Below are 23063 nucleotides of genomic sequence, written 5' to 3' on the forward strand. Positions count from 1 at the left end.
TAGGGACTCGCTAACCGCGCACGGGCGGCGGAGCCGCCTCCGCGGGTGTCCGGACGACGGTGAGCGCGGACTGCTGCCGAAGAGTGAAGCCGAGGCTCTCGTACAGGCGGATCGCCGTCGTATTCGCCTGCGCGGCGTGCAGGAACGGGATCTCACCGCGTGCACGGATGCCGGCGCCGACGGCACGCACCAGGCGGGCGCCGAATCCACGGCCCCGGAAACGCTCGTCGGTGCAGACCGCGCTGATCTCGGTCCAGCCGGGCGGATGCAACCGCTCGCCGGCCATCGCGACCAGTTCACCGTCGACCCGAAACCCGAGGTAGGTTCCCATCTCGATGGTGCGCGGAAGATACGGTCCGGGCCGGGTGCGGCCGATCAAGTCCAGGATCTCCGGCACGTCCGACGGTCCGAGAACCTCCGCTCGAGAATCCGGCTCGACGTCCAGCGCAGTGCCGTCCATCTGCACCAGACCGAAGGAATCCACCACCTCCCAGCCCGGCGGCGGGGTGTGCCCGAATCCGCGCAGTGCGGCCGTCGCCGACGGACCGAGCAGCGTCGCGAGATCCGCCCAGTCCTCGTCCCCCAATGTCGCCGGGTGGCCGACGTGCGGCGCGACATCCGGGTGGTACCGCGCCACCCTGCCCGACCACCTGGCAAAATGTTCGTGCGCGCCGCGCAGGGATTCACGAATTGCGTCGTCCAGAGGATGGACGCCCGTCTTCGCCGGCACGGTCAGTTCCGTCGCCACGGGGCTTACGACGCGACGGTGCGCAACCAGCGGAAGCGGCTGCGGTGGAACACGATCGGCTCGATCTCCGACTGCACCCTCAGCTCGTTGATCCGCAGGACCACGATCGCGTGGTCTCCCGCGGGCACCTGCTGGGTGACGGTGGTGTCGAGCCACACCGACGCGCCGTCGATGAACAACGCGCCGCCGTCGGTGGTCTCGGTGTCGAGCCCGGCGAACCGATCACCGGTCTTCGCCGCCAGCACACGCGCGGCCGCGTCGTGCGCCTCACCGAGCACGCTGATCCCGACGTGGTCGAGGTCGGCGAGCTTCGGCCACGTCGACGACGTGTTCTGCACGCAGAACGCGACCAGCGGCGGCTCCAGCGACACGGGCACGAACGTGCTCGCCGCCATCCCGACGCGCTCGCCGTCGACCTCGGCGCAGACGGCGACGACGCCGCTCGGGAAATGTCCGAAGGCCTCCCGAAGCGATGTCTGGTCCAGCGTGCCGTCTGTGTGTGTCATGCGAGTTCCGTCCGGGTGCGGGCCGCCGCGGTGAGGATCGAACCCCACCGCTCGGCGTAGTCGGCGATACGTGTGTCGGTCGTGTAGGTGGTGTCGATGAGGTAGAGACCCGGCGCGGGGGCCGTCGCACCGAGTTCGACGAGCACCGGCTTGAGCAGCAGGTCCGGCGCCATGGCGTGCGCCGGTCCGGCACCGAGCATCAGCGGCACCACCACGACGTCCTTCAACCCGTCCCCCGTTGCGAACTGGTCGAGGAACAGCTTCAACACACCCGTGTACGACGCCTTGAACGTCGGACTCGCGAAGACGACGAGATCCGACGATGCGACGGTGTCCACCGCCGCCGCGACCTTCTCGTCACCCCACCCGAGCAGACCCGCCCCGAGCTCGATCACGTCGACCGTGGAACCCGCGGCCGCCCCCGTGACCGCGGTCGCGACCAGACCGGCTGCGTCCAGCGTCCGTGAACCGGGTTTGGGATTGCCCGCCACTACCGTTACCTTCATCGCTACATCACCTCTCGCGTGTCTACCCAGCCACCCTAGAGCACTCGGCGGTTCCGGTCGAATATTGCAGGGCTGGAACGGAAGTCGCGACTCATCTTTCGAATCACGGCGATCGGAACCCTTGCGCCTTCGGCGCCCGTGAGTACTTGTTAACCGCCCGCGGTTAACAAGTACTCACGGGAGGCGGAGCCTCAGTTCGCGGCGACGTTCCCGCGACACGGCGCCGCCGCTCAACGTGGGAGCCGACCCGACGAGGAGCGCGGTGTAGGGATGCTGAGGATCAGAGATCACCTGGTGGGTGGGTCCGTCCTCGACGATGTTGCCGCGGTGCAGCACGACGATCCGGTCGACCAGCGCCGCGACCGCCCCCAGGTCGTGCGAGATGAACAGCTGAGCGAGTTGCCTCGAGTCCCCGAATTCGGCGAGCAGTTTGAGGATCTGGATGCGGTTGACCGAATCGAGGGCGCTCACCGGTTCGTCGAGCAGCAACAGCGCCGGATCCAGGACGAGGGCCCGCGCGATCGCGATCCGCTGCCGCTGTCCGCCCGACAGCTCCGCGGGAATCCGCGCCGCGATATCGGCGTCGAGCCCGACACTGCTCACCACCGCTGCCACGCGTGACCGCACCACGTCGCGGTCGAGCCCGCCGCGCACGATCAGTCCCTCGGCGATCGATTCGCCCACCGGAATGTCCGGGTCGAGGCTCAGCAGCGGATCCTGGAACACGTACTGCACGGCCCCGGCGCGACGGTGCGCCCTGCGTTGCGCCGTGGACAGGTCGTCGACCCGCTGACCACGGATCTCGACGGACCCGGACGTCGTCGGAATCAGCCCGAGAATTGTCCGGGCCAGTGTCGTTTTCCCGGAGCCGCTTTCACCTATGAGTCCCACCTTCTCGCCGGCGCCGATGGTCAGGTCGACGCCGTGCAGGATCTGCTTGCGGTTCCCACGGGTCCCACGCTCCACCCGGACGTCGGTCAGGCGCAGCAACGACTCAGACACGAGCCGACTCCTTCCCGATGAACGACTCGAGCCCGTACTCCCGATGGTTGTCGACGAGTTGGCGGGTGTACTCGTGCCGGGGCGCGGTGAGCAGGTCCTCCGCACGCCCGGACTCGACGACGGCACCGTCCCGCATGACGATCACGCTGTCGCAGACCTGAGCCACCACGGCGAGGTCGTGCGAGACGAGGACGAGAGCGAGACCCAGTTCGTGGCGCAGGTCTTCGAGGAGGTCGAGCACCTCGGCCTGCACGGTGACGTCCAGGGCGGTGGTCGCCTCGTCCGCGATCAGGAGTTCCGGTTCCGCGGAGACCGCGATCGCGATGAGCACCCGCTGGAGCATGCCCCCGGACAATTCGTGCGGGTACTGGCGGTACACGGCGTCGGCATCGTTCAGGCCCATCTTCCGGAACAGTTCGAGGCCGCGGCGTTTCGCATCGGCGCGGGACAGCCCGAGGGTCGACCGGAGCGCCTCGGCGAGTTGTTCCCCGACTCGGATGGAGGGGTTCAGATAGGACGCCGGGTCCTGGAATACCGCGGAGATTCGGGTGCCCCGCAGTGGCCGCCAGTGTGTGCGACCGAGGTCGCTGAGTTCGATGCCGTCGAAGTCGATCGAGCCTGCGGTGACACCGATTCCGCCGGGCAGGATTCCGAGGATGGCCCGGCAGGTCAGCGACTTACCGCTGCCCGATTCGCCGACGATCCCGAGGGCCTCGCCGCGCGCGAGGGAGAAGTCGACGCCGTGGACCAGTTCGGTTCCGTCGTCGAGCGCGATGCGCAGATCGCTCACGGTGAGCACGGGCCGGTCGGGCCGGGTGGGTGCGGGTGCCGACGTGGCATCCAATGTGTCAGTGGACATCCGAGGTGACCTCCTGTTTCCTGCGGGCACGTCGTTGGGGTTGGCCGGTCGCATCCCGCAGCGCGTCGGCGATGGCGTTGAGCGCCCAGACGGTCGCCACGATCAACAGCGCGGGAACCACGGGGCCGAACGGAACCTGGTACAAGTACTGCAGTCCGCTGGCGAGGAGTCCGCCCCACGTCGGGTCCGGCGGAACGACGCCGATCCCGAGGAACGTCAGCGAAGACACGATGACGAGGCTGGCTCCGGTCATCGCCGCGAACGTCACCCCCACCGCCGGCAGCACCTTGCGCACCGCGTGACGACGGATGATCCAGGACGTGTCGGCCCCCATCAGTTCGGCGGCCTCGACGTACTGGGAGTTGGCGACGGTCAGTGCCGCGGCGCGCGTGACCCGGTAGAAGGCGGGTGCGATGAGAATGCCGACCGCGAACATCGCCTGCGCGAGCCCGTTTCCGAGCAGCGCGGTCATCGCGACGGCGAACACGAGGAACGGCAGCGTGATGAGCGCATCCATCAGCCGCAGCGTGAACCATTCCACGCTGCGCCCCAGGTACACCGACAGGAACCCCGGGATCACTCCGAGGAGAAATCCGACGACGACGCACTGCAGCGCCGACAGCACCGACACGGTCGAACCGGCCAGCAGTCGGCTGAACACGTCCCGTCCGACGTTGTCCGTCCCGAGCCAGTGAGTTCCGCTCGGGCCCTGCAGGATTGCCGACGTGTCCTGCTCGAGCGGGTCGAACGGTGCGAGCGCGGGTCCGAACACCGCGAGCACCACGATCAGCCCGAGGACGACCAGCGCGGCGCGAGCGGAGTGGTACCGCAGGATTGCTGTGAGCATGGGATTTCAGTCTCTCCGCTTGGTTGCCGGCTGCAGGGCGCTCTGAGCGATATTGACGACGATGTTGCAGAACAGCACGAACACGATCGCCACGACGAGCGTTCCCTGAACGATGGGAACGTCTCCGCGCAGGGCGGAGTCGGCGGCGAGGCGACCGAAGCCGGGCATCGAGAACATGGTCTCCATCACGACGGCGCCGCCGATGAGCGTGGGGATCTTCATCCCCAGAATCGACAGCGCCGGCCCGCTGCCGTTACGCAGTGTGTGCACGAACAGGATCCGCGACGGGCTGATGCCCCGCACCACCGCGCCGGTGACGTAGTTCTGATCCAGTTCCGCGACCAATCCGGTGCGGAGTTGCCGCGCGATGTCGGCGACGACGTCCATGCTCAACGCGATCGCGGGCATGATGATCAGCGACAGCCACCGACCGAAGTCCTCGTCCGGCGGGACGTACCCGGCCGACGGCAGCCAGTGCAACCACACGCTGAGAACGAGGATCAGTCCGATCGAGATGACGAACGGCGGCAGCGTCGAGACCACCGACGTGTAGGCGGTGATCGACCGGTCGAGCAGGCTGCCCTTGTAGACGGCGGCGAGCACCCCGAGTCCGACGCCGAGCACGAGTCCGATGACCAGCGCGACACCCGCGATCGAGGCACTGACGGCCAGCCGCTCCCCGATCAACTCGCTGACCGGGATCTTGCTGAACCACGACACCCCGAGGTCGCCGCTCAGCATGCTCGACATCCAGTCGACGTACTGCTGCCAGACCGGCTTGTCCAGCCCGAATTCGGCGTTGATGCGGGCAATCGTCTCCGGGGTCGCGGCGTCGCCGGCGATCCCGGCGGCCGGATTCAGCCCGCTGGCCGCGCCGAGCAGGAAGGTGATCAGGGTGGAGAACAGGAACACCGGGACCACGATCAGCACGGTGCCGAGCACGACCCGTAGCACCGCGCCGAGGGCACCCGCCGGTACCGGGAGAGCGAATGTTCTCCCGGTGCCGGCGGCCTGGACGTCTGCGGTGGTCACGAGACCGTGACGCCTTCCCACCGCACCTGGGACGGCAGGATGTTCAGGTTCTTCAGGTCCGGGTTGGACACGATGATCCACGGGTTGCTGAAGAGGTAGTTCGTCGGCGACTGCTCGACACCTACCTTGACGGCCTGCCACAACCGCGGCTTGTACTCCGGATCCTCGAGAGGTGTGCGACGCACGGCATCGAGCGCGGTGGTGAACTCCGGCGACGCGTGGGGGCCGCTGAGGTTCATGATGCCTTCCGGACCGTAGACGGCGAGCAGGTTCTGCACCGGGGATTCACGCCCGATGGTGCCGTCCGTCGCCAGCTGCGGGTTCTTCGCGATGTAGACCTCGCTCTGCCACGTCGACGATCCCGGCGGGACCACCTTGATGGTGGACTCGACGCCGATCTTCTTCAGCTGCGACTGCACCAGCTCGGCCCGGTTGGTGGCCGCCGACTGCGCGGTGATCTCGATCGACAACTGTCCGGGGGCGAAGCCCGCTTCGTTGAGGAGGCGAGATGCCCTGTCGGGATCGTAGTTCCAGAGCTTCTCGATCTCGGGATTGAACGCGAGGTACCCGTCGGGGAACGGCTGGCTCGTCGTGCTCCCCAGACCGTTGGTGACGACGTCCACGAACGCCTGGCGGTCGAATGCGTAGCGGAACGCCTCGACCACCTTCGGGTTGTCGAACGGGGCCTTGTTCAGGTTGATGGAGACGTCGTTCGCGGCCAGCGACGGCTTCACGGTGACGTCGAGACCGGCGGCCTCGGCTTCCTTGGACTGCAGTGCCGGCAGCGTCGCGAAGTCGATGGAGCCGGACTGGACACCGGCGACGAGCGTCGCCGGGTCGGGTGCGACGCTGAGGTCGAAGTGGTCGATGTGGATGTTGTCGGCGTCCCAGTAGTTCGGGTTCTTCTCGAAGTACGCGTGGTCCTCGGCGACGAAATCGGTGATCGTGAACGGGCCCGCCCCGACCGGCCACACGCTGAGCTTCTGCGGGTCGGCTGCCGCGGTCGGGCTGGCGATGGCACCGGTGCGTCCGGCGACCAGGTAGGGGATCTGATAGTCGGCGTCGGTCAGGTGCAACGTCACGTCGGTGGCGCTGTCGGCCGAGACGTCGGCGACACCCGCGAGCTGGTCCCGGAGGAACGAATCGTCCTGGGTCTTGCCGCGGTCGAAGAACGCCTTCACCGCCTGGGCGTCGAGCGCGGTTCCGTCGGAGAAGGTCAGACCGTCACGCAGGGTGAAGGTCACCGCGGTGCCGTCGCCGTTGTATTTCCAGCTCTCGGCGAGCGAGGGTTCGACGTTCCCCTCGGCGTCGAGCCGGGTCAGCGACGCGTACGCGAGGCTGATGGTGTTGATGTCGTTTCCGGTCCGGCTCGTCACCGGGTCCCAGGAGGTCGGGAGGCTGAACGCCCACTTGACCTCGGCGCCGTCCGAACTGCTGCCGCCGCCGCATGCGGTGGCGACGAGCCCGACGATCACTCCGAGTATTACGGCGCCGACGATCCGCCGGCTCTTCTTGCTCACTGGGTGCTCCTGACCATGCAAAAGGGGGTGGTGTTTCAGACGCTCGCGGACAGCGATGCGGTGGTGCCGGGCAGCGGGGCGGGGTCGATGCCGTCCCTCCGGGCACGGGTGTACCGGTTCTCTGCGAAGGGGAGCCCGAGGTTGCCGCGCAGGGTGTCCTGCTCGTAGTCGTCCCGGACGACCCCGCGCTCACGCAGGATCGGCAGCACCTCGTCGACGAAGCGCTGGAACTGTGCCGGGTGCCCGATGTGAATGTTGATGCCGTCCAGGGCGTGGCCGTCCAGCCAGCGCTGCAGCTCGTTCGCGACGGTCTCGGCGCTGCCCGTGAATGGCGACACCTTGGGCGCGCTGAGCGCCTCGACCGTCTGCCGCAAAGTCAGCCCCCGATCGGCGGCGAGGTCCGCGATCTTCTTCGCTTGCGTGTAGAAACTCCGCTCGGCGTGCTGCAGGGCCTCGGTGGGGAACGGCGCGTCGAGGTCGTACTGCCGGAAGTCGTGCCAGCCGAAGGGCCGGCCCAATTCCCGGAGAGACTTACCGAAGTCGTTGTCCGCGAGCTGAGTTGTGCGCTCGATTTCGCGTGCGTCGGCGTCGGTGTCGCCCACCGTGACCGTCACGCCGGGCAGGATCACGATGTCCTCGGGAGCGCGACCGTAGGCCGCGGCCCGGGACTTGAGGTCGGCGTAGAACGCGGCACCGGCCTCGAAACTCGGCGCGTGCGTGAAGATCCCGTCGGCGATCCGCGCTCCGAGGTCACGGCCCTGGTCGGAGTCGCCGGCCTGGAAGATCACCGGCTGCCCCTGCCGCGAGCGTTCGATGTTGAGCGGGCCCACCACCGAGAAGTGCTCACCCCGGTGATCGAGGGTGTGCAGCTTGTCCGGGTCGAGGAAGCGGCGGGCTTCCCGGTCACGCGGGAAGGCATCGTCCTCGTAGGAGTCCCACAGCGCCTTGACGACCTCGACGTACTCGAGTGCCCGGCCGTAGCGGGTGGCGTAGTCGTAATGTTCCTCGAGGCCGTAGTTTCCGGCGGTACCCGAGTCGCCACTGGTGACCACGTTCCACCCGGCGCGGCCGCGGCTGATCAGATCGAGGGACGCGAAACGCCGGGCGAGGTTGAACGGCTGATTGAACGAGGTGGTGAGCGTTCCGACGAGACCGATGCGCTCGGTGGCCACCGCGAGGGCCGACAGCAGCGTCAGCGGCTCGAGCCGGTTGAGGTAGTGCGGGGGCGAGTCGGGGGTGATGAACTGGCTGTCGACGATGAACACGAGATCGAACTTCGCCTGCTCGGCCAGACGCGCATAGCGGATGTACCAGTCGATGTCGACGCTCGCGTCACCGGCAATGTCCGGGTCCAACCAGGTGTACGGGTGCCCCGGCCCACCGGTGGGCGTGAGGACAGCACCCAATTTCAGTTGCCGTCTCGTCATGATCTCGCTCCTTCGTCGTCCGCCGTCAGGCACCTGCCTCGGCACGCCGGGTTGAAGTGTATGGAGCAAAATGCCGCGTGCAGAGTATTAAATTCTCGATGTTTCAAAACATATTTCGTATGTCCGGCAACGCTGTCGAACAAAGTCGGATCAGTCGAAGAACTCCCGCGACGACTCCGCGACAGCCGTCGCGACCACGTCCGCGAGCTGCCCGATCTGTTCCGCGTCGTCCGGTAGCTGGGTGGCCGACAGTCGGAGAAGTGGCCGTGCGGGTGTCGCGACGAACGAGCGGGAGCCCGCCCCCACGGAAATCCCCTGCCGCGCCAACGCGACGAGCGCCGCCGTCTCGTCCGACACCGCGACCCACACGACCAGACTGTGCGGGCCGGCGAATGCGTCGATGCCGCGGTCGATCAGGGCCGCCAGCAAAGACGCTCGCCTGGTGGCGTAGCGCTCGTGCGCGGCGGTGACCACGCGTTCGGCGTCGGCGCTGCCGACCAGGTGGGCGAGGGTGTTCTGCAGGATGCGGCTGTTCGAGCCCACCCCGTGGCTGCGCACCTTCATCGCCTTCTCGATCAGTTCGCGCGACCCGGCGAGAACCGAGGTCCGCACGTCGATCCCATATGCCTTGCAGTAGCTGCGGATCCGGACCACCCGTTGCGGTAGTTCGCCTCCGACGGACGGGGGTTGTTCGGGTTCGAGTGGACCGATCGAGTCGTCCTCGACGATCCACGCCGACGGATGCCGGCGCAGCACCTCGGCGAGTTCACGCGTGCGCTCCGCGCTGACCGCATGATCGACCGCGAACGGCGCACCGGGCTGGAACACGAACGCGACGGCACCGGCCGTCAGGGCCGCGTCGAGAGCGTCCGGCCGGGGCCCGTCGCGGTCGGCGCCGACACCGATTGCATCCAGCCCCAGGTCGCGGAGGGTGTCGAGAACGCCCGGACCGAGGGGCTCGTCGACGGCCACGATCGATCCGGGCGGAGCTGCCGCCTCCACGGCCAGCAACAATGCCTCGGTACCCCCGCCCGCGGTCGCCCAGGCCTCCGGTTCGAACGGCCACCCCGGAGCGACGGCATCCTTCAAACGCTCGGTCATCAGTTCACGGCCGAAAACATTCAACGTCTCCGCGTCCAGACTGGACAGCAGGGCGTCGGACAGGGACGGCTGCAGTGCCAGGTCGGGCGCATTCTGCGCCAGGTCGACGCCACGCCAGTCGGGGATGCCGCGCTCGGGCACGCTGTCGAGCGGGGGAAGGACGACGGTGCCGCCACGGCGGCGGGTCTGCACGAATCCCTGCTCCTGCAGCCGGCCCCAGGCGCTGACGATCGCACCGACACTGAGATCGGTCGATTTCGCGAGTGCGCGGACGGTCGGCAGTCGATCGCCCGGGCTGAGGTCGCCCGACCGGATGAGGTCGGCGACGGCATCGGCCAGTTCCCCGGTGCGGCCGTCGACCCGTTCGAGCAACCACTTCGGAGAAATCGTCTCCGACTCCAGCACCGCTGACATCCACACCCCTTCGATCGACAACCACCACCGGCCCCTGGGCGCGGTCAGGTCGCGAGTGCACCGGCCGGTTCGCGGAGAATGACGTCCGGTGTGCCGGGCAGGCGGAGTCGCTCGAGGAACTGCACGATCTCGGCGGCGACCGACCGGTGCGACACGTCGTTGAGGATGTCGTGGCGCCCCTCGTGAACGACGACGACCCGAGCGTCGGGCAACGCGGAGATGACGGTGCGCACGTCCGCTGCCCGGCTCAGGACGTCGGCGCCTCCGTGCACGACGAGGACGGGAACCTGCACGTGGGCCACCGAGTCTGCCGTGGCCACCGGCGTTTCCCCACCGAGTGCCCCCGGATCGAGGGCATCGGTCGAGGACAGGACGCCCCGGTGCACCGGACAGGCGGAGCGGATCTCGAGTTCGCCGTCCCACTCTCCCGAGAACGTATCGGCACCCGCGACGAGAAGACCGGCCGCCACCACCCCGGTGACCGCCGGGTGACCGGCAGCAACGTCGAGGGCGGTGAGGGCACCACTGTCCGATCCGACCACGACGACAGGGAGATCGGCCTCGGCATCTGCGATCACCCGACCGGCCGCCCCAAGGTCGTTTTCAACCACCGCGACGCGGTAACCGTCGAATGCGATCCGGCGGGCGAACCGGCGGTACACGTGAGCACGCTCGCCGCGGCCGGCGATGACGATCACCGAGCCTCGTGTGGTCGCTTCGGGTTCCAGCCAGTCGATGTCCACTGATTACCTCATTCGGGGTGCTTGTTCACGGGATTGACAGCGTCACCCTGACCCACACGCGCGAGGCGGAACAAGACTAATGCTCGAGCAGAACAAAACACGTGCCTTCTCGGCGTACTTCGTGTTTTGTTCCGAACATATTTGTTTTGCTCTGCCATTCACCCGCTTTGCCATTCACCCAGGCCCCATCAGAAGTATCGACGAAGGGACAGGCACACCGATGCCCGAGACCACAGGGTTCGCGACCCGGCAGGTCCGCACCGGCTATCAACCCGGAACTGCGCAGAACACCGCGATCCCCCCGATCTACCAATCGGTTGCCTACGACTTCGGCAGCTTCGAGCAGGCTCGCGACATCTTCTCTTTGCGGCGGAAGGGAAACCTGTACAGCCGCACCGGGAATCCGACCCAGGCCGTGTTCGAGCAGCGCCTCGCCGACCTCGACGGTGGTGTCGCGGCACTGGCCACGGGTTCCGGGCAGTCTGCGGTCGCGGTCGCACTCCTCACGCTCGCGAAGTCGGGGCAGCACATCGTCGCGGCACGGCAGCTGTACGGCGGGACGATCGATCTCCTCACCGACACGTTCGCGGACTTCGGGATCGAGGTCACTCTCGTCGATCAGGACGACCTCGACGGCTGGCGGGCGGCCGCGCGCCCCGAGACCCGGGCGTTCTTCGCCGAGACGATCGGCAATCCCGTCGCCTCCGTGCTCGACGTCCGGGCCGTGGCCGACATCGCGCACGAGGCCGGGGTTCCGCTGATCGTCGACAACACGATCGCCACCCCGTATCTGCTCCGCCCGAAGGACTTCGGCGCCGACATCGCGGTGTACTCGGCCACCAAGTTCATCGGTGGGCACGGTACGTCGCTCGGTGGCGTGATCGTGGACCTCGGCACGTTCGACTTCGGTGCGGAGCCGCAGCGGTGGATCCAGTTCACCGAGCCGTACCCCCGGATCGGCGACCTCGTGCTGTGGGAGGAATTCGGTCGCGAGCGGAGCGCCTACCTCGTGTATGCGAAGACCAAGCTCGTCCACGATCTCGGTCCCGCGCTGTCACCGTTCAATTCGTTTCAGCTGCTTCAGGGTCTGGAGACCCTGGACCTGCGCCTGGACCGGCAGGTCGGCTCCGCGCTGGCGATCGCCCGGTTCCTCGACGGTCATCCCGCCGTCGCCAAAGTCAACTACCCCGGACTGCCGGACAACCGGTGGCACGCCGCCGCCCAGCAGTACCTGCCGCGAGGCGCGGGCTCCGTCTTCTCCTTCGATCTCGCCGTCGACGACTCGCGGGTCGCGAAGTTCGTCGATTCGCTGCAGCTGTTCGCCATCGTCGCCAACATCGGCGACGCCCGTTCCCTGGTCGTGCACCCCGCCACCACCACGCACAGCCATCTCGACGACGCGCAACTCCGCGACGCCGGATTCGGCTACCGCACCGTCCGGCTGTCGATCGGACTGGAAAACCTGGAAGACCTCGTCGACGATCTGCGTGCTTCGCTCGACGCCATCACGGAGGAATGACATGCACTTCGGCTACTGGACCCCCATCTACGGCGGCTTCCTGCGCAACCTCGGCGACGAAGGGATGCCCGCCACCTGGGACTACGTCAAGCAACTCTCGCAGCTGGCCGACCGGCTCGGGTATCACACCACGCTCGTGCCCGAGCTCTATCTCAACGACCGCAAGGGCGTCGACGCACCCAGCCTCGAGGCTTGGTCGCTGTCGTCGGCGATCCTTGCGGTCACCGAACAACTCCGGGTGATGACGGCGGTGCGACCCGGGTTCCACCTGCCCGCGGTGACCGCGAAGGAGTCGGCGACCATCACCGACATCGCCGGAACAACTGAAGCCAGTGCGGCACGGTTCGCGCTCAACGTCGTCGCCGCGTGGTGGGAGGAGGAGGCGCGACAGTACGGCGGCGCCTTCACCCGGCACGACGACCGGTACCGGCAGGCCACCGAGTTCGTCGACGTTCTCCGCGGACTGTGGGAACACACCCCGTTCACCCACCAGGGCGAGCACTTCACGGTGCGCGACTCGATCCTGTCGCCGAAACCCTCGATCCACCCGCCGGTCTTCGCGGGCGGTGAAAGCGAGAGCGGCCGTGAATCGATCGCGACGTTCGCCGACTCGTACGTCCTCCACGGCGGCACCGTCGACGAGGTGCGATCGAAGATCGCGGACATGAACGCGCGGTCGCAGCGAATCCACCAGCGGGACATGGCCGAATTCGGTATGTCCACGTACGTCATCGTGCGCGATACCGAAGCCGAAGCCCGCGCCGAACTCGACCGCATCACCACCGTCGACCCCCACTCGCCCGGGTACGCGTCGTTCGAGGAGTTCGTGAAGAACTCCGAACTCGACGTCGAGCTGTCCAAGCGCGAATACTCGGTCGGCACCCGCGGACTGCGGCCCGACCTCGTCGGCACACCGGAGCAGGTCGCCGAGAAGATCCGCGCGTACCAGGACGCCGGTCTCACACTCCTGCTCATCCAGTGCTCCCCCGCGCACGAGGAACTCGAACGCATCGCCGAGCAGGTGTTCCCGCTGGTCCCCGCCCGTGAGTACTTGTTAACCACGGGCGGTTAAGAAGTACTCACGGGCGGGACGCCCTTGACCGCACGACGACCCGCGAGTAAGGATGAATACGTTCTGTGCGCGGCGGTTTCATTCCCGGAGAGAGGAATTCACACCCCCAGGACTAATCGCGACGCATCCATTGCATACGGCCGCACGAGGGCCGCGGGGCGAGCGCGAGGGGATTTGTCATGGCAGACATCGAGGTCGACTATTGCGTCGTCGGCGCAGGGTTCGCGGGACTGACTGCGGCACTGCGCGTGAAACAGGCCGGACAATCGGTCGCGCTGCTGGAGGCGCGTGACCGGATCGGCGGGCGAACCTTCACCGAGGTCCGCGACGACGGTTCGTGGATCGATCGGGGCGGCGCATGGGTCGGACCCGGGCAGGACCGGATCTACGCCCTCATGGACGAATTCGGCGTCAAGACCTACAAGCAGTACACCGACGGCGAAGCGATGATGGTCGTCGACGGCAAGCAGTACCGGTACCAGGGCACGATCCCGTTGACGATGAGCCCCTGGGCCGCCGCGAACCTCGGCGCGGTCTTCGTCGAACTCGGTGAGATGTGTAAGACGATCCCGCTCGAGGCGCCGTGGGAGGCGAAGAAGGCCGCCAAGTGGGACTCGATCAGCCTCGCGAAGTGGCTCGGCGACAACACGTTGTCCAAGCCCGCCCACGACCTCCTCGAAACCGCCATCGCCGGCTGCTACACGTCCGCGGCGTCCGAGGTGTCGATGTTGTTCGTCCTGTACCAGATGGCGTCCGGCGGTGGTCCGGGTTTCGTTCTCGGTGTGAAGGGCGGCGCGCAGGACTCCCGGCCGGTCGGCGGAATGGGTGCCATCTACCGTCCGATGGCGGCCGAGATCGGCGACTCGCTCCATCTGTCGCAGCCCGTCCGTGAGATCGCGCAGGACGGCGACGGCGTGACCGTCCGCTCCGCGGAGATGTCGGTACGCGCCCGACGGGCGATCGTCGCGGTGCCGCTCGCGATCGCGAGCCAGATCCGCTACGAACCCATGCTCCCGATGGATCGATCCTTCCTGCACCAGAGAATGCCGAGCGGTGCCATCTTCAAGATCGCCGTCCTCTACGACGAACCCTTCTGGCGTGCCGACGGATTGTCGGGGCAGTCGGCGGCACCCGAATCCCCGGCCACCATCACCGTCGACGCCGGCACCGACACCGGACGTCCCGGGGTTCTGTGCGTGATCGTCGAGGGCCCCGTCGCCCGCAGGCTGGGACGACTGTCGGAGGCGGAGCGGAAAAAGGCGGTGCTCGACGATCTGACCGCGAGGTTCGGAAGCAAGGCGGCGTCACCCGTCGACTACATCGAGCAGAACTGGAGCGTCGAGCGGTACTCCGGCGGCGGCATGCTCAGTCACGCGCCGACGGGCGTCCTCACCCAGTTCGGTTACACCCTCCGCGAGCCCTGCGGTCGCATTCACTGGGCCGGCACGGAGAGTTCGTCCGTGATGTGCGGCTGGGTCGACGGAGCCGTCCGGTCCGGTGAGCGCGCCGCACGGGAGGTCACCGAACGCGACGGCGCGCTGTCACTCGCCCGACCTCAGTAGTAGACGGCCCCCGGAACACCACCGCCGACGGCGACCGCGTCGCCGGTGATGGCGATGCTGCGCGGTGACGCCAGGAAGGTGACGACGTCGGCGACCTCGCCGGCGTCGATCAGCCGGTGGATCGAGTTGGTGGCCAGCCGCGACTCCAGTTCGGCCACCGGCACACCTTCGTCCTCGGACTGCTTCGCCAGGCGGTCGACGAGTCGTTCCGTCCGCGTCAGTCCGGGGTGCACCACGGTGACGTTGACGCCGTGCGGTCCGAGTTCGTCCGCGAGGTTCTTCGTCAGCGCCGACACACCGACGTTTCGCACGGTCTGGGCGATGGAGTTGGCTTGGCGCGCACCGAGTCCACTGATGTTGATGATCCGGCCCCACCCCTGCTCCACGAGGTGCGGTGCCACGGCCCGGGCGGTCCGCAGGTATCCGAGCACCTTGATCTCGAGTTCCTCGCGCACCACGTCGTCGGTGGTGGACGCGAAGTCGCTCGGCTTGCCCGCACTCCACGGGGTCGCGGCGGCGTTCACGAGGATGTCGACGCCGCCGAGTTCGTCCACCGTCCGCTGCACGAGGGCGCGCACCGAGTTGTCGTCGCCGGTGTCGGTGGGAACCCCGAGCACCCGCCGTCCGGTCTCCTGCGACAGCGTCTTCGCCGCCAACTCCAGCGCCTCGACACTCCTGGCAGCGAGCACCACGTCGACCCCCTCCGACGCGAGACTGCGCGCTATCGCGAGACCGATTCCGCGACTGCCGCCGGTGACGATCGCCCGCTTGCCGCTCAGACCGAGATCCATGTCATTCTCCTCGTTTCCGCTGTCCACCCCTCGGTTCGAGGGTAGGACCGCGATGGTTGGGAGTCACGGATTCGGTTCAGTGTGAGGCCAATTGCTCTCCGCGCCCGTGCGTGGTTAACGAGTCCAGAGACTCGTCAACCACGCACGGGCGGCGAAGCCGCCTACCGCTGGATCGACTTGATCTCCAAGAACTCCTCGAAGCCGAGGACGCCCGCCTCGCGGCCGATGCCCGACTGCTTGTATCCGCCGAACGGGGCGTTGGTGTTGAACGCGCCGCCGTTCACCTCGACCTGACCGGCGCGGAGCTGCCGTGCGACGCGGTCGGCGCGGTCCTGGTCACCGGACCAGACGCCGGCGGCGAGCCCGTATTCCGTTGCGTTGGCGATCCGTACGGCGTCGTCCTCGTCCCGGTATCCGATGATCGACAGGACGGGCCCGAAGATCTCTTCCTTGGCGATGGTCATGTCCTCGGTGACGCCGGCGAACACGGTGGGGCCGACGAAGTAGCCGGAGTCCTGGCCGGTCTCCCGGCCGTCGAGGACCGGACGCGCACCTTCCGCGATGCCCTGTTCGATGTAGCCGCGCACCCGCTTCAGCTGGTTCGAGTTCACCAGCGGGCCCAGCACGGAGGTGGCGGCCGTCGGGTCGCCGACGGAGTAGTTCTGCGCGACCTGCACCGCGATGGCGGCCGCCTCGTCGACCTTGTCCGAAGGGACGAGCATCCGGGTGAGCGCCGAGCAGGTCTGGCCGGAGTTGAGGAAGCACTTGGCGACGCCGTCGGTGACGGCCTTCGTCAGGTCGGCGTCGTCGAGAATGACGTTGGCCGACTTGCCGCCCAGTTCGAGCGCCACCTTCTTCACCGTCTCGGCCGCAACGACCGCGACCCGTTTGCCGGCGCGGGTGGAGCCGGTGAAGGAGACCATGTCGACCTCCGGGTGGCCGGCGATCGCCTCGCCCACGACGGGTCCGTACCCGCTGACGAGGTTGAACACGCCTGCCGGCACACCGATTTCGTCGAAGATGTCGGCGAGCGCGTACGTGGCGAGCGGAGCCACCTCGGTGGGCTTGAGCACCACGGTGCACCCGGCTGCCAGTGCACCGCCGACCTTGAGCACCACCTGGTGGAGCGGGAAGTTCCACGGGGTGATCGCACCGACCACCCCGATCGGCTCACGCACGATCAGCGAGTTGCCGACCTCGTGGGCGTCGAAGTCGTAGGTCGCGGCCAATTCGGCGAAGGCGGCGAGGTTCGCGAGCGGCATGCCGATCTGGATGGGCTTCGCGAATCCGAGCGGCATGCCCATGTCGCGGGACACCAGCGCGGTGAAGTCGTCGAGCCGTTCATAAATCAGAGTGGCGGCCTTCTGGAGGTACTCGCCCCGTTCCTTGCCGCTGAGCGCGGACCACGCGGGGAAGGCGGCCCGCGCGGCCTTCGCGGCCCGATCGACGTCGTCGGCGGTGCCCTCGGCCACCACCGCGATGACGTCCTCGGTGGCCGGGTTCACCACGTCGATACGGCCCGTCCCCTGCGAATCGACCCAGGATCCGTCGATGTAGATCTTGGTCCGGTCCAGAACTTCGCTCATCGGTTCAGCCTCCAGTGAAAGTGTCGCGGATCCTTGTCCGCCCAGAGCCTACGGCCGGGATCCGCCGGCCCGGGGCGATTGCGATCTCCCGGAACCACATACCGGGATGCCACCGATCGCGGACCATCGACGTACGCCGCACGTTCATCAGGAGGAGTGATCCATGCGCACACAGTCACCGGCACGCACCCTTCTCGGGGTGGTCGCGGTCGCTGCCGCGCTCACCGCGTCGGCGTGTGGGTCGACGGACGAGTCGGGGACCGCCGAGCCGTCGCCCGGCGGCGGCGCCACCCCGACGACGACCGCGGCGACGACCACCACGACGACGCCAACGGCCACCGCATCCGAGTCCACGCCGTCCGAGACGACCGCACCGCACCCCGACCGCTGCCTCATCGGCGAACTGCAGGTGACGCTCGGGGAGGCGAGCGGGGCCGCCGGGTCGCAGGAGATCCCGATCGTGTTCACCAACACGGGCACCCGCAGCTGTGTCCTCCACGGGTATCCCGGGGTCTCGTACCTGGCGGCACCGGACGGTCCGCAGGTGGGGGCCGCCGCAGCCCGGGACGGCGGGACGGAGACTCCTGTGACGGTGGCTCCGCGCGCGCGGGCCACCGCCGCGGTGCGCGCGACAGTGGTGCAGAACTACCCGGCCGAGACGTGTGGACCCACCCCCGTCGCCGGGTTCAGGGTGTACCCGCCGAACGACACGGGGTCGGTGTTCCTTCCCTACCCCACCACCGGATGCGCGCAGACCGGCGTGAAGCAACTGTCGGTGCAGCCCGTGACCGGGTGAGCTGGTTCACCCGCCCCGGGTGAATCGGCTACCCCTGTTCCCGACCTAACGTCGGGCTACTGACCGTGGTCACACCGAAGGAAGGGCGGAGGCATGTTCGAGATCATCCGCGAAGTGCATTCCGAGGTTCGGCACCGCCGCGGTCCGCGGCACCACCACCATCATCTTCTGACCCGCGCCGAACGCCGGTCGCGGATCCTGAGACACCTCTTTCAGTGACCGGCCGGGACCGGTAGCCCTCTGACCAGGCCGGTTCCTTGCCTTCGCTCACCATCGGCGCGGATGGGTACTATCCGACGTCGTGACTGAGAGCAGGCTGGAATCGGCGAATGTGTCCAGAGACGACTCGGACGAGTCGCCGATCGGGACCTCGCCGCAGTCGTCGCCCCGTCGACAGTCGGTCCGCTCCGCTCGCCTTCTCGCCGTCATCGCCTCCGTCTTCGGAATCCTGCTCACGCTCTCGCTGCCGTTCCTTCCGGTCGAGCAGGACAGTGCCACCCTCACGTGGCCGCAGAACGGCAACACCGGAAGCGTCGAAGCACCGCTCGTCTCCTATGCGCCGCTGACCCTCGACGTCCGGATCCCCTGCTCCGCGGTCGGTGAGCTCGCCGACAGTGGCGGGATCCTGACTTCCACCGCCCCCGCCGGAGCCGCCGACGCCGCGAAGTACGGACTGGTCGCCAAGGTGAATCCGGAGACCGCCGACGGTCCCGCGGGCGTCGCGGTGCTGCTGCGGAACCGGGTGCTCCTGTCGTCACCGCTGGACCAGCTGCCCGACGGCTGCACGCTCGTGGTGTCCTCGGATTCCGCGCGAACTGCCGCCGGATTCGTCACGGCGGGCCAGGACGCACCGACCGTCGTCGACGGTGACCTCCGCCCGCAGATGGTGGGCATCTTCAGCGACCTCGACGGACCAGTGCCCGACGGGCTGCAGATGACCGCGCAGATCGACAGCCGCTTCTCGTCCACGCCGTCGACGATCAAATTCGTGGCCATGGTGGTGGGCGCGCTCGCGACGATTCTGGCGCTGGTGGCGCTACACCGCCTCGACAACGTCGACGGCCGCCGGGCCCGACGATTCCTGCCCACGCGCTGGTGGTCGTTCGGAGCGGTCGACGCCGTCGTCCTCGGCACGCTGGTGCTGTGGCATTTCATCGGCGCGTCCACCTCCGACGACGGCTATCAGTTCAACATGGCCCGCACGTCCGAGGCCGCCGGCTATATGGCCAACTACTTCCGCTGGTACGGCGTCCCGGAGGCGCCGTTCGGATCTCCGTACTACGACGTCCTCGCGGTGCTGGCGAACATCACACCGGCCAGCCCGTTCGTCCGGCTGCCCGCGCTTCTCGCCGGCATCGTCGCGTGGCTGGTGATCAGCCGTGAGGTGGCGCCGCGACTCGGCGCCGCCGTCCGTGGCAACCGGCTCGCGCTGTGGACGGGTGGCCTGGTGTTCCTCGCGTTCTGGCTCCCGTACAACAACGGTCTGCGGCCCGAACCGATCGTCGCGGTGGGCGTCCTGCTCACGTGGTGCTCGGTGGAACGCGCCGTGGCCACCCGGCGTCTGCTGCCCGCCGCGGTGGCGATCCTGGTCGGCGCGGCGACGCTGACCGCGGGCCCGTCCGGGTTGATCTCTTTCGGCGCCCTGGTCGCGGGTGCCCGGCCGATCCTGCAGATCGTGATCGCGCGGGCCAAGACGGTGGGATACATCGCATTGCTGGCACCGCTCGTCGCGTCGGGAACCGTGATCCTGGTGGCGGTGTTCGCCGACCAGACGCTCGCCGCCGTCCTGGAGATGCAGCACGTGCACGCCATCGGCCCGAACGTCCCCTGGTTCGACGAGTACCTCCGCTACCAGTACCTGCTGAACATTTCCGTGGACGGTTCGCTGTCGCGCCGGTTCGGGGTGTTCGCCATGGTGCTGTGCCTGGCGGTGACGGTCCTGGTGATGCTGCGCAAGGGGGGCCGGATCCCCGGGACCGCGGCCGGACCATCGCGGCGGCTCATCGGCATCACGCTGGCCGCGATGGGACTGATGATGTTCACGCCCACCAAGTGGACCCATCACTTCGGCATCTACGCGGGTCTGGCGGGGTCGCTCGCGGTGCTGGCGTCGGTGGCGGTGAGCACCGCAGTGGTGCGCTCGCCGCGCAACCGCGCCCTGTTCGCGGCCGCCGTGCTGTTCCTGCTGGCGATGTGTTTCACCAGCACCAACGGGTGGTGGTACGTGTCCAGTTACAGCGTCCCGTGGTGGGACAAACCGGTGTCGATCGGCGGTCTCGGTGCCGGCACCATCCTGCTCGGCGCGACTCTGCTGATGCTGCTGATCGCGGCGTGGTGCTACTTCCGCGAGCCCTACACCCGGAGCGGATCCGCGCGGCCGGGACGGCTGTGGGCGATCCCGCCCTTGACGGTGGCGGCCGCCGCGATGGTGCTGTTCGAGGTGCTGTCGATGGCGAAGGGCGCGGTCGCGCAGTACCCCGCGTTCTCCCTCGCCCGCTCCAACGTCGACGCCGTCACCGACGCCCCGTGCGGCCTCGCCAACGACGTCCTGCTCGAAACCGATCCCAACGCGTCGCTGCTGCAACCGCTGTCCGGTGACACGGCGACCGCACTCGCGGGCACCGACAGCGTCGGCTTCACCCCGAACGGCGTCGCCGGAGATCTGAGCGCCGACGAGGAATCGTCGGATGCCGGCGTCGCCAACTCCGTCAAGACCGACAACACCGAGCAGACCGCGTCCAGGAACGCCGCAGGCACCGGCGGCGGCGCCGGCGCTGTGGGTGTCAACGGCAGCGCCGTGGCCCTGCCGTTCGGACTCGACCCCGACCGCACGCCGGTCCTCGGTAGTGACGGCAGCGAGGGCGACGCGTCACTGACCAGCGGCTGGTACCGACTGCCGAATCCCGACTCGGACGCCGGGGCGGGTGACATCATCTCCATCGCCGCCGCGGGTCGCATCCGCTCCGTCGACGCGGACGGCGTCGTCACCTACGGCCAGAACCTCGAGGTGGAGTACGGCACCGCGCAGCCGGACGGCACGGTCGCGGCGGCCGGGCGGGTGACGCCGATCGATATCGGCCCGGCACCGTCCTGGCGCAATCTGCGCGTCCCACTCGATTCGCTGCCGGGCAATACGGACGTCATCCGCCTGGTGGCCTCGGACTCGGACAGCGATCCGCAGCAATGGCTGGCGGTGACACCGCCGCGTGTTCCGCGGACGCAGACGCTGAACGACGTCATCGGATCCGAGGCGCCCGTGATGATCGACTGGGCTGTGGGACTTGCGTTTCCGTGCCAGCGACCGTTCGATCACCGCACGGGCGTCGCGGAGGTTCCCCAGTACCGGATCCTCCCGGACCGCCCCGGCGCGATCATGACCAGCCTGTGGCAGGACCGGTACGGCGGTGGGCCGCTCGGCTGGATCGAGATGACGCGGGCGAGCCGAACGATACCGTCGTACCTGAAGGACGACTGGGACCGCGACTGGGGCGGAGTGGAGCAGTACTCCCCCCTCGACGCCGACGCGACGGCGGCGGAGATCGACACCACCCGGACCCAGCGTTCGGGACTGTGGAATCCGGCGCCGATCATCACCGCTTACTGAGCGTCGGTGACGCGCCCCGCACCGGACGCGTCACCGATCACCTCAGAGTTCGAATTCCTCCGGAGCGATGCCGACGGCGAAACAGGCGTCGCGCACCACGTTTCGCTCGTGCTGGTCGAAGTTGCCGTCGGCGCCACCGATGACGATGCCGATCTGGATGACGGCCCGGGCCTGATCCTCCTTGGACTTCAGCTTCGCGATGGTGGCAGTGGCCTCGATCTTGCCGAACTCGAAATCGGACTGCAGCTTGCTGCAGTACCAGTCGAACTTCTGACTCAGCTCGTCCGAGGGGAACACGCTCAGCGCCTCGTTGCTGGTGATCAGCGCCGAGGTCTTCTGCCGCTCGGAAGGGTCGATGGTCCCGTCCGCCGCGGCGATGAGGGCGCACATAGCCATGCTGGCGTTGGCGAACTCCTTGTTCTGGAATTGTGCCGTCTTGGTCTTGAGCTGGCCGTTCATCTCGAACGCCTTTGCCTTCAGCTGATCCCAGAAAGCCATTGGACTCCTTCTTCATGTGCCCACGCACGGTGCGTGTGGTGTCCAATTTGCCAGGTTTCGCCGGAGGGCGTCGCCGCGGTCGATCTACCTGCGAGGTCGCAGGAATCCGCGTCACGGCCGCAGCGACTGCAAGCCTCCCGTCGGCAGGTGAATCCACCCCTCCCGCTCTCCGGTCTCGCGGTCGTCACCGTCGGGTAGCGCGGTGCAGCCGACGGCCGCGGCCCGCGCGATGACGGCGGCCAGCACGGCGTCGAGGGCGTCGTCCGATTCGCGGCAGAGCGTCTGGAATGCACCGAGTTCCAACCAGTCCGCGGCCGCCAGGAGCGCGTCGACCAACTCCCCCAGCGTCACCCGGTTCTGCGCGCTCTTGTATCCGCGCGACACCAGCCCCCAGATGCGCAGCGCGGCCGCCGGATACGCCTCCACCACCCGGCCGTCGACGCGTCCGACGTCGACACCGAGTTCGCCGAGTTCCGCGAGGAGTCCGGCGCAGCGAAGCGCCACGTGCGCGATGAGATCCGCCGACACACTGAGCGGCGAGATCCCCGTCGCGGCCTGCACCACGAGGTCGGTGCGGCGTTTGGTCAGAGGGCGCCGGCCCTCTCGGTTCGCGAGACCGTTGGTCGCGGACAGCCGCCCGGCGTGGTGCTCGGACACCATCCGGACGAACGCGTCGGGCCAGCCGAACGGCGCATCGATACCGGTCCTGCCGGTGGCCAGGACGGCCTCGATGACGGCGTCGTTACCGACGCCCAGCCGAACGGACTCGACGCGGGCGACGCCGTCGGTCCAGTCGATGACGGCGAGGGCCGTCTTCTTCGGCTCGGCCGCCAGGTCGACTCCCACGGTGCGCATCGACCCAGGCTAGTCCGAACTGCTGAATCAGAAGAAGTGATGCAACGCATCAGTTAGTTGTTCTGTACAGATTCA

General features: G+C 68.0%; 20 protein-coding genes. 5 read left to right on the plus strand and 15 right to left on the minus strand.

The features are described from left to right. Positions 1 to 10: 10 nt before the first annotated feature. The 11 genes from RJ1_RS15345 to RJ1_RS15395 form a co-directional block, all read right to left on the minus strand. Entirely contained in the window at positions 11 to 748 is a 738-nt protein-coding gene (locus tag RJ1_RS15345; protein WP_073361193.1) for a GNAT family N-acetyltransferase, read from the minus strand. Between the two features lie 5 nt (positions 749 to 753). Then, positions 754 to 1254: a flavin reductase family protein gene (locus tag RJ1_RS15350; RefSeq protein WP_073361195.1), complete on the minus strand. Its 501-nt coding sequence runs from the start codon at positions 1252 to 1254 to the stop codon at positions 754 to 756. After that, positions 1251 to 1760, minus strand: coding sequence for an NADPH-dependent FMN reductase (locus RJ1_RS15355; RefSeq protein WP_073361197.1), 510 nt, complete (start codon positions 1758 to 1760; stop codon positions 1251 to 1253). The genes RJ1_RS15350 and RJ1_RS15355 overlap by 4 nt, the downstream gene beginning before the upstream one ends. 174 nt (positions 1761 to 1934) lie before the next feature. Next, positions 1935 to 2762 carry an ABC transporter ATP-binding protein gene (locus RJ1_RS15360; protein WP_073361200.1) on the minus strand — a complete coding sequence of 276 codons (828 nt, stop codon included), beginning with the start codon at positions 2760 to 2762 and terminating at the stop codon, positions 1935 to 1937. After that, entirely contained in the window at positions 2755 to 3621 is an 867-nt protein-coding gene (locus tag RJ1_RS15365) for an ABC transporter ATP-binding protein (protein ID WP_073361202.1), read from the minus strand. The genes RJ1_RS15360 and RJ1_RS15365 overlap by 8 nt, the downstream gene beginning before the upstream one ends. After that, positions 3611 to 4468, minus strand: a complete 858-nt coding sequence (locus tag RJ1_RS15370; protein WP_073361203.1) for an ABC transporter permease — start codon at positions 4466 to 4468, stop codon at positions 3611 to 3613. Before RJ1_RS15370 ends, RJ1_RS15365 begins: the two co-directional genes overlap by 11 nt. Before the next feature lie 6 nt (positions 4469 to 4474). Next, positions 4475 to 5500, minus strand: coding sequence for an ABC transporter permease (locus RJ1_RS15375; protein ID WP_073361205.1), 1026 nt, complete (start codon positions 5498 to 5500; stop codon positions 4475 to 4477). Further along, positions 5497 to 7020 carry an ABC transporter substrate-binding protein gene (locus tag RJ1_RS15380; protein WP_073361207.1) on the minus strand — a complete coding sequence of 508 codons (1524 nt, stop codon included), beginning with the start codon at positions 7018 to 7020 and terminating at the stop codon, positions 5497 to 5499. Before RJ1_RS15380 ends, RJ1_RS15375 begins: the two co-directional genes overlap by 4 nt. Positions 7021 to 7055: 35 nt before the next feature. Next, positions 7056 to 8447 carry an LLM class flavin-dependent oxidoreductase gene (locus tag RJ1_RS15385; RefSeq protein WP_073361208.1) on the minus strand — a complete coding sequence of 464 codons (1392 nt, stop codon included), beginning with the start codon at positions 8445 to 8447 and terminating at the stop codon, positions 7056 to 7058. A gap of 150 nt (positions 8448 to 8597) precedes the next feature. After that, positions 8598 to 9962 (minus strand): aminotransferase class I/II-fold pyridoxal phosphate-dependent enzyme, encoded by a 1365-nt coding sequence (locus RJ1_RS15390; RefSeq protein ID WP_073361209.1) that lies wholly within the window; start codon positions 9960 to 9962, stop codon positions 8598 to 8600. A 44-nt stretch (positions 9963 to 10006) separates the two neighbouring features. Then, positions 10007 to 10705: an alpha/beta hydrolase gene (locus tag RJ1_RS15395; protein WP_073361210.1), complete on the minus strand. Its 699-nt coding sequence runs from the start codon at positions 10703 to 10705 to the stop codon at positions 10007 to 10009. Between the two features lie 220 nt (positions 10706 to 10925). Between RJ1_RS15395 and RJ1_RS15400 the strand changes: the two genes are divergently transcribed. The 3 genes from RJ1_RS15400 to RJ1_RS15410 all read left to right on the plus strand — a co-directional run bounded on the left by RJ1_RS15400 (position 10926) and on the right by RJ1_RS15410 (position 14858). Beyond that, a complete protein-coding gene (locus tag RJ1_RS15400) occupies positions 10926 to 12224 on the plus strand; it encodes an O-acetylhomoserine aminocarboxypropyltransferase/cysteine synthase family protein (protein WP_073361211.1) in 1299 nt (432 codons plus the stop codon). Between the two features lies 1 nt (position 12225). Beyond that, on the plus strand, positions 12226 to 13296 hold the full coding sequence (locus RJ1_RS15405; RefSeq protein WP_073361213.1) for an LLM class flavin-dependent oxidoreductase: 1071 nt from the start codon (positions 12226 to 12228) through the stop codon (positions 13294 to 13296). A 179-nt stretch (positions 13297 to 13475) separates the two neighbouring features. Continuing rightward, positions 13476 to 14858 (plus strand): flavin monoamine oxidase family protein, encoded by a 1383-nt coding sequence (locus tag RJ1_RS15410; protein ID WP_073361215.1) that lies wholly within the window; start codon positions 13476 to 13478, stop codon positions 14856 to 14858. Here RJ1_RS15410 and RJ1_RS15415 read toward each other — a convergent pair. Beyond that, positions 14852 to 15649 (minus strand): SDR family NAD(P)-dependent oxidoreductase, encoded by a 798-nt coding sequence (locus RJ1_RS15415; RefSeq protein ID WP_073361333.1) that lies wholly within the window; start codon positions 15647 to 15649, stop codon positions 14852 to 14854. The genes RJ1_RS15410 and RJ1_RS15415 overlap by 7 nt on opposite strands. A 161-nt stretch (positions 15650 to 15810) precedes the next feature. Further along, on the minus strand, positions 15811 to 17235 hold the full coding sequence (locus RJ1_RS15420; protein WP_073361216.1) for an aldehyde dehydrogenase family protein: 1425 nt from the start codon (positions 17233 to 17235) through the stop codon (positions 15811 to 15813). A 163-nt stretch (positions 17236 to 17398) separates the two neighbouring features. Here RJ1_RS15420 and RJ1_RS15425 point away from each other — a divergent pair, with 163 nt between their 5' ends. Further along, a complete protein-coding gene (locus RJ1_RS15425; protein WP_073361218.1) occupies positions 17399 to 18031 on the plus strand; it encodes a DUF4232 domain-containing protein in 633 nt (210 codons plus the stop codon). Between the two features lie 331 nt (positions 18032 to 18362). Then, a complete protein-coding gene (locus tag RJ1_RS15430) occupies positions 18363 to 21635 on the plus strand; it encodes an arabinosyltransferase domain-containing protein (protein ID WP_073361220.1) in 3273 nt (1090 codons plus the stop codon). A 42-nt stretch (positions 21636 to 21677) separates the two neighbouring features. Here RJ1_RS15430 and RJ1_RS15435 read toward each other — a convergent pair whose 3' ends face one another. Both RJ1_RS15435 and RJ1_RS15440 read right to left on the minus strand, forming a co-directional pair. Next, the gene (locus RJ1_RS15435; protein WP_073361222.1) at positions 21678 to 22133 is read right to left on the minus strand and encodes a tellurite resistance TerB family protein; all 456 of its coding nucleotides are present in this window, start codon (positions 22131 to 22133) and stop codon (positions 21678 to 21680) included. Positions 22134 to 22244: 111 nt separating this feature from the next. Continuing rightward, positions 22245 to 22988, minus strand: a complete 744-nt coding sequence (locus RJ1_RS15440; protein WP_073361224.1) for a DUF429 domain-containing protein — start codon at positions 22986 to 22988, stop codon at positions 22245 to 22247. Between the last annotated feature and the right edge of the window lie 75 nt (positions 22989 to 23063).

Source organism: Rhodococcus jostii NBRC 16295 (genome assembly GCF_001894825.1).
Classification (GTDB): domain Bacteria; phylum Actinomycetota; class Actinomycetes; order Mycobacteriales; family Mycobacteriaceae; genus Rhodococcus_F; species Rhodococcus_F jostii.